Origin of the sequence: Paenibacillus sp. PsM32 (assembly GCF_030433815.1) — a bacterium.
Lineage (GTDB): Bacteria > Bacillota > Bacilli > Paenibacillales > Paenibacillaceae > Saccharibacillus > Saccharibacillus kyungheensis.
Window position 1 is genome coordinate 18726 of sequence record NZ_JARUWY010000018.1, and the last position, 17816, is coordinate 36541.

Annotated in this window: 16 protein-coding genes; 15 read left to right on the top strand and 1 reads right to left on the bottom strand. The window is 41.0% G+C overall.

Going from position 1 to position 17816, the window contains the following annotated elements:
- The first annotated feature begins 67 nt into the window (after positions 1-67).
- From purR to QCD85_RS22000, 4 genes are all read left to right on the top strand, one after another.
- The gene (purR, locus tag QCD85_RS21985) at positions 68-904 is read left to right on the top strand and encodes a pur operon repressor (RefSeq protein WP_204827297.1); all 837 of its coding nucleotides are present in this window, start codon (positions 68-70) and stop codon (positions 902-904) included.
- Positions 905-1099: 195 nt separating this feature from the next.
- A complete protein-coding gene (spoVG, locus tag QCD85_RS21990) occupies positions 1100-1387 on the top strand; it encodes a septation regulator SpoVG (RefSeq protein ID WP_204827298.1) in 288 nt (95 codons plus the stop codon).
- A gap of 177 nt (positions 1388-1564) precedes the next feature.
- Positions 1565-2950 carry a bifunctional UDP-N-acetylglucosamine diphosphorylase/glucosamine-1-phosphate N-acetyltransferase GlmU gene (glmU, locus tag QCD85_RS21995; RefSeq protein ID WP_274173001.1) on the top strand — a complete coding sequence of 462 codons (1386 nt, stop codon included), beginning with the start codon at positions 1565-1567 and terminating at the stop codon, positions 2948-2950.
- Positions 2951-3149: 199 nt separating this feature from the next.
- Complete coding sequence (locus QCD85_RS22000) at positions 3150-4103, top strand: ribose-phosphate diphosphokinase (RefSeq protein WP_069326070.1); 954 nt, start codon at positions 3150-3152, stop codon at positions 4101-4103.
- Positions 4104-4167: 64 nt separating this feature from the next.
- On the opposite strand, the gene QCD85_RS22005 is transcribed toward QCD85_RS22000, so the two are convergent.
- A complete protein-coding gene (locus tag QCD85_RS22005) occupies positions 4168-4368 on the bottom strand; it encodes a hypothetical protein (RefSeq protein ID WP_069326071.1) in 201 nt (66 codons plus the stop codon).
- 181 nt (positions 4369-4549) lie between these two features.
- Here QCD85_RS22005 and pth point away from each other — a divergent pair, with 181 nt between their 5' ends.
- From pth to tilS, 11 genes are all read left to right on the top strand, one after another.
- The gene (gene pth, locus QCD85_RS22010) at positions 4550-5110 is read left to right on the top strand and encodes an aminoacyl-tRNA hydrolase (RefSeq protein WP_273614317.1); all 561 of its coding nucleotides are present in this window, start codon (positions 4550-4552) and stop codon (positions 5108-5110) included.
- A gap of 185 nt (positions 5111-5295) precedes the next feature.
- A complete protein-coding gene (gene mfd, locus QCD85_RS22015; RefSeq protein WP_301263883.1) occupies positions 5296-8820 on the top strand; it encodes a transcription-repair coupling factor in 3525 nt (1174 codons plus the stop codon).
- A complete protein-coding gene (locus QCD85_RS22020) occupies positions 8807-9922 on the top strand; it encodes a peptidylprolyl isomerase (RefSeq protein ID WP_301263884.1) in 1116 nt (371 codons plus the stop codon). The genes mfd and QCD85_RS22020 overlap by 14 nt, the downstream gene beginning before the upstream one ends.
- A gap of 139 nt (positions 9923-10061) precedes the next feature.
- Positions 10062-11696, top strand: a complete 1635-nt coding sequence (locus QCD85_RS22025; RefSeq protein ID WP_301263885.1) for a putative polysaccharide biosynthesis protein — start codon at positions 10062-10064, stop codon at positions 11694-11696.
- Positions 11697-11735: 39 nt separating this feature from the next.
- Positions 11736-13223, top strand: coding sequence for a nucleoside triphosphate pyrophosphohydrolase (mazG, locus tag QCD85_RS22030; RefSeq protein WP_301263886.1), 1488 nt, complete (start codon positions 11736-11738; stop codon positions 13221-13223).
- A 254-nt stretch (positions 13224-13477) separates the two neighbouring features.
- Positions 13478-13750, top strand: coding sequence for an HU family DNA-binding protein (locus tag QCD85_RS22035; RefSeq protein WP_204827305.1), 273 nt, complete (start codon positions 13478-13480; stop codon positions 13748-13750).
- Complete coding sequence (locus tag QCD85_RS22040) at positions 13750-14034, top strand: RNA-binding S4 domain-containing protein (RefSeq protein ID WP_274171321.1); 285 nt, start codon at positions 13750-13752, stop codon at positions 14032-14034. The genes QCD85_RS22035 and QCD85_RS22040 overlap by 1 nt, the downstream gene beginning before the upstream one ends.
- A 199-nt stretch (positions 14035-14233) precedes the next feature.
- Entirely contained in the window at positions 14234-14593 is a 360-nt protein-coding gene (locus tag QCD85_RS22045) for an FtsB family cell division protein (protein ID WP_273614324.1), read from the top strand.
- A gap of 138 nt (positions 14594-14731) precedes the next feature.
- On the top strand, positions 14732-15259 hold the full coding sequence (locus QCD85_RS22050) for a S1 domain-containing RNA-binding protein (protein WP_204827308.1): 528 nt from the start codon (positions 14732-14734) through the stop codon (positions 15257-15259).
- Between the two features lie 121 nt (positions 15260-15380).
- Positions 15381-16331: a protein kinase domain-containing protein gene (locus tag QCD85_RS22055; protein ID WP_301263887.1), complete on the top strand. Its 951-nt coding sequence runs from the start codon at positions 15381-15383 to the stop codon at positions 16329-16331.
- 29 nt (positions 16332-16360) lie between these two features.
- Positions 16361-17803, top strand: a complete 1443-nt coding sequence (gene tilS / locus QCD85_RS22060) for a tRNA lysidine(34) synthetase TilS (RefSeq protein ID WP_301263888.1) — start codon at positions 16361-16363, stop codon at positions 17801-17803.
- Positions 17804-17816 lie beyond the last annotated feature (13 nt).

The following is a 17816-nucleotide window of genomic DNA, read 5'->3' on the forward strand; positions in this document are numbered from 1 at the left end:
TATTCACTTTAATTATTCGGGTTTAGGGTATAAAATGTCAATATTTTGTAGATAGCGAGGCGTTACGGTGAAAAAATTAAAGAGAAGCGCGCGGTTAGTGGAATTAACTCAATATTTAACTTCACGACCACATACGCTAATTCCATTAACCACTTTCGCTGATCGATACGGAGCGGCCAAATCATCGATTAGTGAGGATCTGACCATTATCAAAGAAGTTTTTGAAGAAGATGGCACAGGAGAGTTGTTGACACTTGCAGGAGCAGCAGGTGGAGTGAAGTATATTCCGAAGCTTGCCAAAGAAAAAGCATTTTCTTTTATGGAAGAATTATGCGGTCAATTGGGACAACCTGATCGTCTGCTTCCAGGTAATTATATTTATATGTCTGATTTGCTAGGGCAGCCTGCTATTTTGAATGAAGTGGGTAAGATTTTTGCTTCTGCATTTGCAGATACGCCGATCGATGTGATTATGACGGTAGAAACAAAAGGGATTCCGCTAGCTCATGCTACAGGCACGCAATTGAATTTGCCGGTGGTATTAGTAAGACGTGATCATCAGATGACAGAAGGATCAGCAGTAAGTATTAACTATGTATCCGGTTCTCATAAGAGCCTGCACACGATGACGTTGTCGCGTCGCGCGCTAAAAGAAAAATCTCGCGTATTGATTATTGATGATTTTATGAAAGCTGGCGGTACGATTCAAGGAATGGTTGATCTTTTGGGAGAATTCAATGCAACTGTTGCGGGTGTAGGGGTACTATTGGAATCAGGTTCTGTCGACACGGATGATCGTTTGTGGGCAGATTATGTGTCACTTGCGAAAGTAACTGATATCGATCCTAAAAACAAAAAAATTACGGTACAACCTGGCAACTACTTTGAAAATGATTCTAATTAAGCTTTTTTGCCAATGATTTTCATTTTAGTAATGAGAACGAATATCATTAAAATCATGTGAAATCGGTAGAAATCGAGCCTAAAAATAAATAAAATAAAAAAATACACAATTATTTTGGAGAAAAAAGAAGGAATTTGACTTCTATGTGTGGAATTACACAATCTAAGTCTTTATAGACAAAGGTGGTGAACACATATGGAAATAACGGATGTAAGACTCCGCCGAGTGAATTCCGAAGGCCGAATGAAAGCAATCGCATCCATCACAATTGATAGCGAATTTGTCGTTCATGACATTCGTGTAATTGATGGTAACAATGGAATGTTTGTTGCAATGCCAAGCAAACGGACACCGGATGGTGAGTTTCGCGACATAGCGCATCCTATTTCTTCTGGAACTCGCGAGAAGATTCAGTTAGCTGTATTGGCTGAGTACGAACGTGCAGGAGTGGAAGAAGAAGAAGTGATCGAAGAAGGTGCTTAACGTTTACTTATTGGGGTTTGAAAGAAAAGGGAGCCACAGGGAGCTACATTGTGGCTCCCTTTTCTTTTTGTCTGGAATAAGATATATTCATTAGGGAGTTTTAACAACATATCTAATAAAAAATGATGTAAATATATGAGTTTTACAAGGAGGTCTGTAGTGTTGGATTCGAAAAGAATGGCAATTATACTTGCAGCAGGTAAAGGCAAACGCATGAAATCCAAATTGTACAAAGTACTCCATCCGGTATGTGGTAAGCCGATGGTCGGTCATGTACTAGATGCTGTACAACAAGTACAGTGTGAACGAAGTGTCGTTATTGTAGGGCATGGCGCTGAAGCAGTACAAGCTTATTTGGGAGATCGTGCTGAATATGCACTACAAAGTGAGCAATTAGGAACAGGTCATGCGATTCAACAAGCTGAATCATTGCTTGGTACCGAACAAGGAACGACGATCATTATTTGCGGAGATACACCGCTTGTTACTCCTGAAACGTTAGAAAACATTATTGCTAACCATGAAAGTCAGGGAGCAGCAGTAACTATTTTAACAGCTTCGATGATAGATCCGACAGGATACGGTCGTATTATTCGTGGAGCAGATGGTAGTGTACAGAAGATTGTTGAGCAAAAAGAAGGTACACCTGAAGAATTAGCTGTTCAAGAAATCAATACAGGTACGTATTGTTTTGATAACAGTAAATTGTTCCAAGCGCTTTCTCAGATTACTAACGATAATGCACAACAGGAATATTATTTGACTGATTGCATCAAAATTTTGCGTGAACAAGGCGAAATGGTAGCTGCCTACGAAACATTTGATCTAGCAGAATCGATCGGTGTTAATGATCGTCTAGCATTGTCTGAAGCAGAAGGTTTTATGCGTGCACGTCTTGCCAAAAAACATATGCTAAACGGTGTAACGATTATCGATCCATCCGCTACTTATATTGGAGCAGATGTTGTGATTGGTTCCGATACTGTACTTTATCCAGGAACGATTCTAAACGGTCATACTGTTATCGGTGAAGATTGTATAATTGGCCCGAATACAGAGATAGAAGATTCAACTATTGGAAATGGTTCGACTGTACGTCAATCGATTCTTTCTGGAGCAGAAGTAGGGGCTGAAGGTAATATCGGTCCATTCGCATACTTGCGCCCGGGTACAAAGTTAAGCGATCAAGTGAAAGTCGGCGACTTTGTAGAACTCAAAAATGTAACAGTAGGTCAAGGTTCCAAAATTCCTCATCTAAGCTATGTAGGGGATGCTGTTGTAGGTTCAGGCGTTAATATTGGTTGTGGAGCCATTACAGCTAACTATGATGGACTTAACAAATCAATCACTGAAATTGGTGATAATGTATTTATTGGTAGTAATTCTAACTTGATAGCTCCTGTACGTGTAGGTGATGGTGCGTATGTGGTAGCTGGTTCTACGATTACACAAGATGTAGAAGCAAACGATATGGCTATCGCTCGTCAACGTCAAGAAAACAAATCAGGATATGCTGAGAAAATTCGTGCAAAAGCGAAAGCAATTCATGAAAAAAAGAAATAATTAACAGTTATAGCAGAAAATAATGCGCTAGAACTAAAATTATTATCTATTCTTACCAACAAAATGCCACTATTCGCTAAAGAATTATTATATAATATGAAATATATAATGCTTGTTGTATGATTTGACGGATCTAAAGAGAAATGAACGCCGAGTTGATAAGCATTCCAATGAACCACCACGGAGGGTTTTAACCATTATGACTTATTGTGATTCTAAATTAAAAATTTTCACTTGTAATTCTAACCCTAAGTTGGCGGGACAGATTGCTGACTATATTGGTATTCCTATGGGTGAATCTCGTACGACTGGATTTAGTGACGGAGAGATTCAGGTGAAGTTGTCTGAAAGTGTTCGTGGTTGCCATGTCTATGTAATCCAATCTACTTGTGCACCTGTCAATGATAATCTGATGGAACTGCTAGTTATGGTAGATGCATTAAAACGTGCTTCTGCTAAAAGTATTAATGTGGTTATTCCATATTACGGCTATGCACGTCAAGACCGTAAAGCACGTTCACGTGATCCAATTACAGCTAAATTGGTAGCGAATCTGATTGAAAAAGCAGGCGCTCATCGCGTTATCGCTATGGATTTACATGCTATGCAGATTCAAGGATTCTTCGATATTCCTGTAGATCATTTACTTGGAGTGCCTATTTTGGCTCAATATTTCCGTTCCAAAAAAATTGAAAATCCTGTTGTTGTTTCTCCTGACCACGGTGGTGTAGTACGCGCGCGTAAGCTTGCTGATCTACTAAGTGCTCCGCTTGCAATTATTGATAAGCGTCGCCCTGAACCGAATGTGAGTGAAGTGATGAACATTATCGGTAATATCGAAGGTAAAACAGCCATTTTGGTTGATGATATTATTGATACAGCGGGTACAATCGTTTTGGGTGCAAATGCTTTGATCGAAGGTGGAGTAAAAGAAGTGTATGCTTGTTGTACACATCCAGTATTGTCTGGTCCGGCTATGGATCGTCTGGAAAATTCGCCGCTTAAAGAAGTGATTGTAACAGATACAATTCCAATCACGCATCCTAATCCTACAAGTAAATTAAAAGTATTGTCGGTAGCACCTCTTATGGGCGAAGCGATTATTCGTGTTCATGAAGAGCTATCGATCAGTAAACTATTTGAAATTGAATAAGCGTTGATGTAATAAAAGGGTTACTTGCCCCATCTGAGGCGAGTAACCCTTATCGGCGTATCTATTAATACCCGGGTCTTGAAAGAAACACATGACGTTGCCGATGATACAATACACGATTCACCTCGATAAACTGGTGATCATACGCCGTAATCATTCCGATATCGACAGGAATATCACGACGATAAATCTGCACAGGCACTTCCTGCTTAAAATGATCATAAAAATGACGGTTTTTCAGCAATTGCTGCCCAAAGGTGTACATGCTGAATCCCCCTCTCTATACTGGTTAGTCGTGAAGTTGATCATTTGCAGATAAGTATCAAAAGTATGATACGTATTCAATAATTTGATTTTAGCAAAAAATGTTAGTGACTGCACGATAATATAGCAACCTTTACATTTTGGATGATTGTATATTTTCAAAGAAAAGAGGATATGTACCAATGAAATGGATTGTAGGTTTGGGCAATCCCGGATCTGAGTATGCCAAAACCCGTCATAATGTTGGTTTTATGGCATTGGATCGCTTAGCAGATCGTCACGGGATTGCTATTAATCAAGCTAAAAGTAAATCACTGATCGGTGAAGGACATATTGATGGTGTCAAAGTCGTTTTAATTAAACCTATGACCTATATGAATTTGTCGGGTGAAGCGATCAGAGGATATATGGATTATTATAAAGTACCGCTGGAAGATCTTATTGTCGTCTATGATGATATGGATACCGAAACAGGCAAGATTCGTCTGCGTTATCAAGGTAGTGCAGGTGGACATAATGGGATTAAGTCGATTATTCAACATACAGGTACACAGACATTTAATCGTATTCGTATGGGGATTTCAAGACCAGCACCTGGATATGCAATTGTCGATTATGTACTTTCTCCTTTTGCCAAAAAAGAAAAAGAATTGCTAGACGAAATGATCGAAAATGCTTGTAATGCGATGGAATATAGCTTAAAGCATACCTTTGAGCAGACGATGGCTAAATTTAACGGTTGATGCTATAATAAGCCTTAATTCATAAGCAATTACAGACATTGACAACTGTCCCAAATTCATAAGTACCGCCTTTGATGCTGATCTGTAACACAGGTTAGATAAGAAGGCGGTTGTTTGTAGGCAAATCGAGATGAATCCGATTTGTCGTTTTACCGTTTTTACCTAAGGATAAGTGAGGTGCCGTTTTGTTAGAAACTCTGATACAAGCATTTGCCAAAGACAAGGATTTTGGTTCTGTTACATCTGGTATTGTGTCCGGGATGAAAGAACAACTCATCTCCGGTTTATCCGGTTCTTCACGCCAGATCATGATGGCTAGTCTGTTCACAGAAGTCCAAAGACCATTATTGGTCGTCACTCATAATATGTTTGCTGCTCATAAGCTTGCTGAAGATTTACAGGAAGCGCTAACACCTGAGCAGGTTTTGTTATATCCAGCTAATGAATTGGTAGCCGCAGAATCAGCAATATCAAGCCCTGAGACATTAGCACAACGCATTGATGTATTGATGAAATGTGCTGCTGGATTTAGAGGCGTTGTTGTTGTGCCTTTTTCCGGTATTCGGCGCTTTGTGCCTGCTCCAGAATCATTAGCAGGTGCTGAAATTGAATTACAAGAAGGCGGTACACTGGTTCTAGATACGTTTTTAACCCGTATGATTGAACTTGGCTATGAACGCGTAGAACGTGTAGAATCACGCGGTGAAATGAGCGTACGTGGTGGGATTATTGACTTTTATCCTGCAACAGCGAGTTTGGCGTATCGAATTGAATTATTTGATGAAGATATCGATTCGATTCGTACTTTCGATCCTGATGATCAGCGTTCTATCGATAAAGTGAAATCTATCACGATTACCCCGTGCCGCGAAATTATTGCAGACCGTAATCGTATGAATCAAGCGGCAGATCAAGCTTCAGTTCGCCTTGAAATGCAAATCGAAAAAATGACAGATCGTCAGGCAAAAATTCGTCTGCGCGAAGAAATTGGTCGCGAGATTGAATTGATGCGTCAACATATCTATTTCCCGGAAATCTATAAATACATTAGCTTGCTCTATCCAGAGCAGGTCACTTTGTATAATTACATGCCTGAAGATACGATTCTGATTATGGAAGAACCTGCACGATTGCTCGAAACAGCCAAGCAATTAGAGCGGGATGAATCAGAATGGAATATGCATTTATTGCAAAACGGCAAAAACTTGCCTTCACTTGAACTTGCTGGAGATACAGATGATATTATGTATCGCAGTGGCTTCCAGACGATCTGGACATCGATCTTTTTACGTCAGGTTCCACATGTGCTTCCAGGCAATATCGTTAATTTTGTCAGTCGTACGATGCAGGATTTCCATGGGCAAATGAACGTGCTCAAGTCTGAGATGGAACGCTGGAAAAAAGCAGGGATTCAAGTATTGATGGTCGCTAATGGTGAAGAACGGATGGAGCGTGTGCGCCGGGTTCTTGACGATTACGATATCGAGACTCCTATTATGATTGATGGTAGTCTGCAAACAGGATTTGAATTACCGTCGATTAATTTGGCGGTTATTACCGAAGGCGAAATGTTCTCCAAAAAGCAACGTAAAGTACGCAAAGTTAGCAAAAATGTAGATAATGCAGAACGAATTCGTAGTTATACCGAGCTTAAAGTAGGTGACTATGTTGTTCACCAAAATCATGGTATCGGTAAATATATGGGAATCGGTACACTTGAAGTCGCTGGTATTCACAAAGATTACATGCATATTATGTATGCAGGTGGCGATAAGCTGTCTGTACCGATCGAACAGATCGATCTGATCCAGAAGTATGTAGGCTCTGAAGAAAAAGAACCTAAAGTCTACAAGCTTGGTGGTAATGAGTGGACCAGAGTGAAAAGTAAAGTTCGTTCTTCTGTTCAAGATATTGCAGATGATCTCATCAAATTATATGCAGAGCGTCAAGAAGCTTCTGGATATGGATTTGAAAAAGATACGGCTGAACAGCAAGAGTTCGAAGATATTTTCCCTTATGATGAGACTCGTGATCAATTACGTGCGATTGATGAAATCAAAAAAGATATGGAAAAAACGCGTCCGATGGATCGTTTGCTTTGCGGTGACGTTGGATACGGGAAAACAGAAGTGGCTATTCGTGCAGCATTTAAGTCTGCTATTGAAGGCAAGCAAGTGGCTATTCTGGTACCGACTACGATTTTGGCGCAACAGCATTATGAGACATTCCGAGAGCGGTTTGCCGAATATCCTTTTAATATTAGTGTATTGAGTCGATTCCGTACGCGTAAAGAGCAGAATGATACGATTAAAGGCATCAAGCAAGGTACAGTTGATATTGTGATCGGTACCCATCGTCTGTTGTCTCAAGATATTATTTTCAAAGACCTCGGTCTATTGATTGTCGATGAAGAACAACGATTCGGTGTATCACATAAAGAGAAGTTAAAACGTCTCAAAACCAATGTAGACGTGCTAACGCTGACAGCGACACCGATTCCGCGTACGCTTCATATGTCGATGCTTGGTGTGCGTGATCTTTCTGTTATTGAGACGCCGCCAGAGAATCGTTTCCCTGTTCAGACTTATGTGGTTGAACATAGCTATACATTGGTTCGTGAAGCTGTAGAGCGCGAATTGATTCGCGGTGGTCAGATTTATTACCTTTACAACAAAGTTCAAGGGATTCACGAAATGGCAGCTCAAATCTCTGAACTGGTTCCAGATGCAAGAGTCGCTGTCGGGCATGGTCAAATGTCTGAACAAGAATTGGAAAAAACAATTCTTGATTTCTTAGATGGCGAATTCGATGTACTTGTAAGTACCAGTATTATTGAGACAGGCGTAGATATTCCAAACGTGAATACGCTTATTGTACATGACGCTGATAAAATGGGGCTTTCTCAGTTGTATCAGTTGCGTGGAAGGGTTGGACGTTCGAACCGAATCGCGTATGCTTATTTTACGTACCAACGGGATAAAGTCTTAACTGAAGTAGCAGAGAAACGTCTGCAATCGATCAAAGAATTCACAGAACTGGGTTCAGGCTTCAAAATTGCGATGCGTGATCTATCGATTCGTGGAGCAGGTAATCTTCTAGGGGCTGAACAATCAGGCTTTATCGCTTCGGTCGGGTTCGACCTGTATTCACAAATGCTAGCTGAAGAAATTCAGAAACGTAAAGTGACAATGCTAGGCGAAGAAGATACCAAAGCGAACGATTGGAATACTGTTATTGATCTGTCTATTGACGCGTATCTACCAGCTGATTATATTTATGACAGTATCCAAAAAATAGAAATTTACAAAAAAGTTGCTGTATTGTCTGCTTTTGATGATATTAGCGAGCTTGAAGATGAACTGTTAGATCGTTTTGGCGAATTGCCTGAAGCGGTATTACAGTTGTTACAAGTGGCAAGACTCAAGCTGTACGGCAAACGCTACGGTATCGAAAATATTTCGCGCCGCGGAGACGATGTGTTGCTGAAGTTCCATACAGGGCAAGAAAAAGCGTTCAATCTGAGCAAACTGTCCCAAGTTGGCAATCGCTTCGAAAGACGTGTACAATTTAATCAGGGTTCCAATATGGTTATTCAAGTCAAAGGTAAAGGACTAACGGATGGCGAGCTGCTTGAACTGCTTTGCCAATTCCTCGAGGCTATCATGGAATCATTCAAACTAAAGGGGGAACTACAGGATGTGGCCAATTAAAAAAGCTGCGCGGAAAACGACGATGTTAGCAGTAGTTGCTATTCTGTGCATCAGTCTGTTAGCAGCTTGTAACAAAGGAACAACCGCGGAAACAAAGAATGATGAAACGAAAGATACAAGTCCGGTGGTTGCCGAGTATAAAGGCGGTACAATCACTGAAAATGAATTTAATCATGAAGTAAGTATGATGAAATTCTTCTCTCCTCAATATGCTCAAATGTTTGATATGGACGAATATAAAGAAATTTTGCTAGAGCAAGAGATAGCTTACAAATCTCTTGATGACAGTGCAAGCGAAGCAGCAAAAACTGCAGGTGCTAAACAAGGTGAAGAACAACTAGCTCAATTCAAAACAAGTGTAGATCCTGAACAACTGGCTACTATGCTCAAAGAAGCTAATTTGACAGAGCAAGATGTTAAAGACTATATGACACGTGTATTGACTGCTTCTGAAGTAATGAAAGAAAAAGTTACAGATGCAGATGTAGAGAAATACTACAATGACAACAAAAAAGATTACACAACAGCTTCTGTACGTCACGTATTGATTGGACTACAAACTGCTGATGGTAAAACTCGTACAGATGCTCAAGCATTGAAAATAGCTAAAGAAGTGAAAGCTAAATTAGATGGCGGAGCAGACTTTGCAACAATCGCTAAAAAATATTCTGATGATGCAGGTTCTAAAGACAAAGGTGGTCTTTACGAAAATGAAAAAGTCGGAAACTGGGTTGAAGGCTTCAAAAATGCAGTATTGGAACAAAAAATCGGTGTGATCGGTGATCCAGTGAAAACAGATTACGGTTACCATGTTATTAAAGTAGAAGCTCGTACAGAAAAAGCATTTGCTGATCTAACGGCTGAAGAAAAAGAAACAATCAAATCTCAAATTGCTTCTCAAAAATTCAGCGAATATATGTCTAAAGAAGTACCAGGTATGATTACGAAGAAAAATCTACCTAAATCTGAAACAGCTCCAGCTGCTACAGCGCCGACAGAAGGTACAACAGCGCCAGCTACAGAGGGAACAACAGCTCCAACAACAACTGCACCTGCAACAGAAGGTACTTCTACAGAAGCACCAGCAGAGAGCAGTAAATAATATTTGATGACTGATTGGCTTTTATAGCAAAAAGTAGATTGAATGGGTAAAACAAATAGCGCGGAGTCTCCGCGCTATTTTTGTGTAATTTATTCCGAAAAAAGAATGCCACTACTGGCTAGAAAGGAGCACCGTGCATATGAAAGAATCCTCTCCATCTTCGCGTATGCTTAAAGGAGCATTTATATTAGCATTGGCAGCTGTGTTATCTAAATTAATCGGTACGATCCAAAAAATACCGTTGCAGAATATCGGAGGAGATGGAGTATTCGGTATTTATAATGCGGTGTATCCTTTTTATACGCTAGTTCTTCTTGTCGCTACCGCTGGCTTTCCAGCAGCTGTTTCCAAATTTGTAGCTGAACGGATCGCAGCTGGTAATGAAGAAGGGGCAAGGCGTGTTTTAACAATCTCATCTGTGATGCTGATTGTTCTAGGCGTAGTAGGCGGCATTCTGATGTACATAGGAGCACCTTTACTGGCAGACTGGATCGATAATCGTCATACGGAAGCCGCTATACGTAGTTCAGCGCTAGCTTTGCCGCTAGTGCCGATTATGGCGGGGTTAAGAGGATATTTTCAGGGAATGCATAATATGATCCCTACAGCCGTCTCTCAGGTCGCTGAGCAGACCATTCGTGTAGCTGCGATGGTTATTTTACTGCTGATGTTAGACGGCAATGGAGCCGCAGACGATTGGATTGCGGCGGGTGCTACATTTGGTTCTGCCGCAGGTGGAGCTGCTGGTTTATTGGTGATGTTGATCTACTGGTGGATTTATCGTCAAAAATCAGCGGTGAGATTATCGCCATCTTCGATACCAAATAGCGTTCATGAGCCTGTACTTCCTTTGCTCAAAGCATTATCACTCTATGCACTACCGATCTGCTTGGGATCATTATCGGCGCCTTTAATTAGTCTGGTAGATACATTTACAGTTCCACGTCTATTGAAAGGAATTGGCTGGAGTGAAGCAGAGGCTATGGTACAATTCGGGATATACAATCGAGGAATGCCGTTAGTACAGTTGATGTCGATGCTAGCTACATCCTTATCTGTATTGTTTATTCCTGCACTGGCAGATGCTAGAGTACGTGACCGAATGGATCTGGTGCAATCACAGAGTCGTCAAGCACTAAGCTGGTTTTGGTTGCTTGGGCTTGCCGCTTCAGCTGGTGTAGCGGTACTAGCTGTTCCACTAGATATTATGTTGTATCAAGACGATGCAGGTAGTGAAGCGATGCGCTGGTTAGCTTTTACAGGCGTAGGAGCTACTGTGTCGATCGTAACAGCAGCGTTATTACAAGGAATGGGCTCTGTCAAAGCTCCAGCAGTACATTTGTTACTTGCGACTGTCGTCAAAGCAGTGCTTAATATTGTATTGGTTCCTTATTTCGGTATTACAGGTGCTGCATTTGCCGGCATTATTGGTTATGCGGTAGCTGCTGTTTTAAATACATGGTTATTGATACGATTAACCCGTCTACAAGTGACATGGAAGCAAGATTTGTTCAAGCCTCTATTTTTGGTTATGGTAATGTCTGGCGCTGTTATTGCATGGATGTTCGGGGCTGAATATGTATTCGATCGCTGGGGACTGGATGGACGTATTCAAGCGTCTCTGATCACATTAGGCGGAGTAGTTATCGGTGCAATTGTATTTGCAGGTGGTATATTCCAATTGAAAATTATGACTACCGCAGAGATTATTGCTTTGCCGAAAATAGGTAAGAAATTAGCTAAATTACTGCAAAAATTCAAATTAATTTCATAACAATATACAGTTGATATACCAATGGTTAGGAGGACAAATATGAGTGCACAAATTACAATAGTAGGACTCGGTTCTGGAGATGTAGATCAATTAACAGTCGGTATTTTTCGTAAATTGGAACAAGCTGAAAAGCTATTTGTTCGTACCAAAGATCATCCAGCATTAGAAGCGTTAGAAGCTGATTTTGTAACATTTGATGAGGTATATGAATCGAAAAATTCATTTCCAGAAGTGTATGCGGAGATTGCCAATCGATTGTTACAAGCAGCAGTGGAAGGGCTAGATACAGAAGAAATTATCTATGCTGTACCCGGTCATCCGATGGTCGCTGAGAAAACAGTTCAGATTTTGCGTGAACAAGGACAAGCACTGAATATCACTGTAAATGTACTAGGTGGGGAAAGCTTTTTGGATGAAGCATTTACCCGTCTGGGATTTGATCCTATCGAAGGGTTTCAGTTGCTCGATGCGGCTCAGCTTAATGCTCAATTGCTTCAACCTCAGCTTCATACGGTAATTGGGCAAGTCTATGATACGTTTACAGCTTCCGATGTGAAATTAAGTTTGATGGAGCTGTATCCAGACGATTTTGAAGTGATCGTGTGTCATTATCTAGGAGTGCAAGGCAAAGAAATCATCGAACGCACACCTGTATATGAATTAGATCGTACTGAAAATTATGGCAATTTATCGCTGATCTATGTACCTCGTACAGAAGATGAACAGATTCGTAATCGTACATTTGCTCGTCTGCATGAGATTGTAGGAATTTTGCGTAGTCCGGGTGGGTGTCCGTGGGATCAAGAGCAGACACACCAATCGCTTCGTCAGAATTTTATCGAAGAAACGTATGAAGTACTGGAAACAATAGACGATGATGATCCAGAACATATGCAAGAAGAATTGGGCGATGTATTGTTGCAAATTATGCTGCATGCTCAAATCGAAGAAGAAACAGGAGCTTTTACGGTCTATGATGTGATTGAAAGTCTGAATCAAAAGCTGATCTTCCGTCATCCGCATGTATTCGGTGACCGCGAAGCCAATGACGCACAGACTGCTCTCCAAAATTGGGATGCTATGAAAGCCGAAGAGAAAAAACTCAAAGGTACGTTAGATGCTACAGCTTCTCTTTTAGACGGTGTTCCGCGGGATCTGCCTGCACTACTAACAGCTTACAAAATCCAGAAAAAAGCAGCAAAAGTGGGCTTTGATTGGGAAAATATCGAAGGCGCTTTTGCCAAAATGGATGAAGAATTGCTAGAGCTGAAAGAAGCTGTACGTGAAGGTCATGATGCACTGGATCAGCAATTGGAGTTAGGCGATGTGCTTTTCTGTGCAGTCAATATTGCTCGCTTTATCAATGCCGATCCCGAGCAATCGCTAGCACTGGTTAATCGCAAATTCAAACACAGATTTCAATATATCGAACAGTCATTACACACGCAGGGTAAAGATATTCTGTCTATGTCTTTGGTAGAACTCGATCAGCTATGGGATGAAGCCAAATTACAAAATAAACAGTAATTCAATTATTTCGAAAAAAATAAGCAGAGCATACGTTCTTATGTTATGATCTTTCTAGCAGCGTTGAAGCACACGCTTACGGTATGCTATGATGCTTATGGCACCAATTACTCCAGTAAACATAGAGGAATTTGGGATGTCATGAAGAATGTAATATACTGTAGGCAAGCAACTTTGCGTAAACATATTGTGCATCAATAGACAATCTGAATAACGCAGCTATATTTCTTTGAATATTTGGGAGGCTTTGAATAATGAATAAAACAGACTTGATTAACAACATTTCCACAAGCAGCGGATTGACAAAAAGAGACGTTGAAACAGTATTGAACGGTTTCCTTGGTGAAATCACAGATGCATTAACAAAAGGCGATAAAGTTCAATTGATCGGTTTTGGTACGTTTGAAACTCGCAAACGTGCAGCTCGTACCGGACGCAACCCGCAAACAGGTGAAGAAATCAACATTGCGGAATCCAATGTTCCTGCATTCAAAGCAGGTAACAAGCTTAAAGAAGCGGTAAACTAATGCGTCTGGACAAATTCCTGAAAGTATCGAGACTGATCAAGCGCCGTACTGTGGCAAAAGATGTGTCCGAGCAGGGACGAGTCCTGTTGAATGGACGTGAAGCCAAGCCTAGTGCTACGCTCAAAGTCGGTGACGAGATTACCGTTCAGTTTGGACAAAAGCTAGTCACTGTACAAGTAGAACGTTTGGCGGATAGTACGCGCAAAGAAGAAGCAGCAACGATGTATACATTGCTCAAAGAAGAGCCTATCGTAAGACAGGATGATATTTTTTCTAGAGATTAACGTTGGTGAATATCCAATCATACACAGGTTGCTTGTTATTGAAAAAGGTTGTCTTCACGTCTTCGGACTTGGAGACAGCCTTTTTTGTTTTTTCTTTTAATTTGTCGACAAAGTGTTACAAATCGTTATTTTGTGGTAATGTTAATTAAAATGTAATGTTAGCGATGTAATGACGACAGACCATCAAGGAGGCAACCCAATGAACTCAAAACCTACGCCGATTCGAAGCGGTAACTACAAAACAAATAATCAGTCATCTCAGGGAAACAATGGGGCGCGCAGACGGCTACGGATTTGGATGCTTTTCATGGTGTTATTCCTAGGCTGGGCGATGTATACGTTCATTATGCAATCTATACATTTAGCGGAGAAAAAAGAAGAACTCACTCAGCATCAAGTACAGAAGCAACAAGCAGATGCAGCATTTGCTCAATCGCAAAGTGAAGTGAAGCGATTGGAAGACCCGGAATATATCGGACAAGTCGCTCGTAAGCAATATGGTATGTATTTACCAGGCGAAACACCGATTTGGGCAACAGAGGCAACAGACAGTAAATGAATAATGAAGTGAAATAAGTCGTAAAACTGAGTATTAGTGAGTTGACCTTATTTTCGGCTTCCGTTATAATTTAATCAACGCAGATTGTAATCCGTAAGGGATTTTACTGTATATTTTAAGGGAGGATTATTTTACTCTATGGCAATTGAAGTGGGCACCAAGTTAGAAGGCAAAGTGACAGGAATAACACACTTTGGAGCATTTGTAGATTTGTCGGGAGGTGTCACTGGTCTTGTTCACATCTCGGAAATTGCCGACAACTATGTAAAAGACGTTAATGACCATCTTAAAATGGGCGACGTCGTTACTGTTAAAGTCATCAATGTAGACAAAGACGGTAAAATCGGACTTTCGATCAAACAAGCAGTTGACAAACCAGCAGAACCAGCACCATCTTCTAGACCACCTCGTCCAGAGCGTAGCTTTGAGCAACGCAACAGCGGTGGCGGCGGTAGAGATGGCGGAGAGCGTTCTGGAGGCGGCGGCGGATTTAATCGCGGCGGTGGCGGTGATCGTGGAGGTCGTTCTTTCAACAAGCCAGCAGTTGGCAAGCCTTCGTTTGATGATAAATTGACACGCTTCATGAAAGATAGTGAGGAACGCATTTCTTCACTCAAAAAAAATACGGAATCCAAGCGTGGAGGCCGTGGTGCCAAGCGTAGTTAATCCTTACCTTGCATATAGAACATATCAATAATGACCGTAGGTGCCCTGGCATCTGCGGTTTTTTTGCTATAGGTATGGTACACTAAATCTAGACTGCCCTCAGAGGAGAAGGAGAAGCCCGGTGTCAATATCAACTAATTCGGAATTGCCGCCAGGTACTATGATTAGCGGAAGAACTAGAGGACAACAGTATATGGTGCAACGCGTACTGGGCAACGGAACCAATGGAACCGTTTATTTAGTGTCTGCTATAGTGAACGGCAATCTGTACGCTTTGAAAATGGGCACTTACAATCGTACGTTACAATCCGAGATCAAACTTCTTTTTTCTTTACATAAGCATTGGAAAGAAACAGGAAAAAATCAGGTGAATCGTTATCTGTATGATGCGGATGATTATGAAGAAGACGGATTAATTATTCCTTTTTATGTGATGAAATATGTAAAAGGTCAGACATTAACTAACTTCCTTCGTGCAAAAGGCAGTGAAAATCTCGGTAAAGCAGGCTTAGGTGTGCTTGATATTTTACGTGAATTGCATGAAGCCAATTGGGTATTTGGTGACTTAAAAGCTGAGCACGTCATTATTACAGACGAAGGACAGGTAGAACTTATCGATTATGGTGGGGCGATACAAGCAGGGCGAAGTCTACATCAATTTACAGAATGGTATGATCGCAAATTCTGGAAAGCAGGCAATCGCACAGGGGATTACGCGTATGATCTATTTGCTTTTGCTGTGATGTGTATCAAGTTATTTAACGAGCCGGGATTACAACAAATCATAGCTACTCAATTGCCACAAATACGAAGTGTTGCTGATCTTGTGTCACTGATCGATCGGACACCTGGATTGACATTATATGCAGATTGGTTAAAACGCGCTTTGCGTGGAGAATTTAAAAGTACCGGCGAAGCTTATCATATGTGGAAAGCAGTCGGTGGCTCACGCTTTTTGAGTAGTAAATCCACGGATGGTGATCCGGTGACCCGCCGTTTAAAAAATGCGTTTATCTGGTCTATTATCATTTTGAGTATTGCGTTATTTATTGCTTTATTTTTTAAAAAGTAAAAAACGATCAAGAAACGGAGAGAGTGACGATGAGTGGACAGACATGGCAATCGTTGCTAGAGCATGTCAGAACACTTGTACATGAACAGAAGCTCTGGTCTAGAGGCGATACGATAGTTGTCGCTGTTTCAGGCGGCCCTGATTCTGTGGCGCTACTTCATGTTTTGTATGCTTTATCCGATGAATATCAGTGGACGCTCATCTGTGCTCACCTGAATCATGGATTTCGACCCGAAGAGTCTGCTCAAGAAGCGCAGGTGGTTCAGCAGATTGCTTCTGATCTAGGGATTGCTTTTGAGTTGGAGGAAGTCAGTACTCCTGCGTATATAGAGCAAACCGGTCAAGGGCCACAAGAAGCAGCCCGTACATTACGGTATGATTTTTTGCATCGAATCGCTACCAAATGGTCAGCACATTCTATCGCACTGGCTCATCATTTGGATGATCAAGCGGAGACGGTATTGATGCGAATATTGCGCGGAGCAGGGGCAGAAGGATTAAGCGGAATAAAAATGCGAAGAACTGAAAAAAATGTGGAACTTATACGTCCGTTCTTACGTATATACAAGACGACCTTGATTCATGCCTGTGAAGAATGCCATTTTGGGTATATTACAGATAGCAGTAATCTTCACCGCAAGTATACGCGTAACCGTATTCGACTGGATGTTTTACCATTTTTAGAGCAATTTAATGAGCAGCTTGTACCGTCTCTGGGAAGGCTTGCTGAAATTGTCGGAACTGAAAATGATTATATTCAAGAGGAAACAGGGACGTTATACGCGGAATTGGTTAAAGAAGAAGAAGGATCGTTTTCATTTGAAGTTGCTTCTTTCGTCGAAGTGCATGTCGCTTTACAACGGAGGTTGATTAAACTAATATTGAGTTATCTGTCACCATCTTACGAACAATTTGATTTTTCCAAAATTGAGATGGTTCGGGGGCAGATTATGCAAAGTGACCTCACGACTTGGAGTCTGGATATTGGGGATAAAGTTATTTGTCGCCGCGAGTATCAGCATATCCAATTGACACGAGGTACACCAAAGCTTTATGAACCATATTGTATTCCGATTTTGCGTACTAATGAAGTGATATCTATTCCTTTTGCCAAAGAGCAATTAGATATCCGATTATTACCATGGAGTAGGAATGATTCAGATCAGATGGAACTTTCTTTGGAAGAAGCATGGTTTGATGCGGATTTACTGACTTTTCCGCTTTGTTTGCGTTCTCGCCGTCCAGGCGATGTGTTCAAACTGAACGAAAAAGGTGGTACCAAGAAAGTTAAAAATCTTTTTATCGATGAGAAAATACCATTATCTCAGCGTAATACTTTGCCTTTAGTGGCTGATGTGCACGGTCAAGTGCTATGGATTCCAGGAATTCGACGTTCGGGATCAGCCTTGATACACCCGGGTACTTCTTGTGTAGTACATATGAGGCGAATAAAAACTGAAGAAAATGTTTGATTATCGTCGATTC

Bases quoted from the DNA above. Each gene is read 5' to 3' on its own strand.
- spoVG (WP_204827298.1), top strand. From the start codon at position 1,100: ATGGAAATAACGGATGTAAGACTCCGCCGAGTGAATTCCGAAGGCCGA.
- glmU (WP_274173001.1), top strand. From the start codon at position 1,565: ATGGCAATTATACTTGCAGCAGGTAAAGGCAAACGCATGAAATCCAAA.
- QCD85_RS22000 (WP_069326070.1), top strand. From the start codon at position 3,150: ATGACTTATTGTGATTCTAAATTAAAAATTTTCACTTGTAATTCTAAC.
- QCD85_RS22005 (WP_069326071.1), bottom strand. From the start codon at position 4,368: ATGTACACCTTTGGGCAGCAATTGCTGAAAAACCGTCATTTTTATGAT.
- pth (WP_273614317.1), top strand. From the start codon at position 4,550: ATGAAATGGATTGTAGGTTTGGGCAATCCCGGATCTGAGTATGCCAAA.
- QCD85_RS22020 (WP_301263884.1), top strand. From the start codon at position 8,807: ATGTGGCCAATTAAAAAAGCTGCGCGGAAAACGACGATGTTAGCAGTA.
- QCD85_RS22025 (WP_301263885.1), top strand. From the start codon at position 10,062: ATGAAAGAATCCTCTCCATCTTCGCGTATGCTTAAAGGAGCATTTATA.
- mazG (WP_301263886.1), top strand. From the start codon at position 11,736: ATGAGTGCACAAATTACAATAGTAGGACTCGGTTCTGGAGATGTAGAT.
- QCD85_RS22035 (WP_204827305.1), top strand. From the start codon at position 13,478: ATGAATAAAACAGACTTGATTAACAACATTTCCACAAGCAGCGGATTG.
- QCD85_RS22040 (WP_274171321.1), top strand. From the start codon at position 13,750: ATGCGTCTGGACAAATTCCTGAAAGTATCGAGACTGATCAAGCGCCGT.
- QCD85_RS22045 (WP_273614324.1), top strand. From the start codon at position 14,234: ATGAACTCAAAACCTACGCCGATTCGAAGCGGTAACTACAAAACAAAT.
- QCD85_RS22050 (WP_204827308.1), top strand. From the start codon at position 14,732: ATGGCAATTGAAGTGGGCACCAAGTTAGAAGGCAAAGTGACAGGAATA.
- tilS (WP_301263888.1), top strand. From the start codon at position 16,361: ATGAGTGGACAGACATGGCAATCGTTGCTAGAGCATGTCAGAACACTT.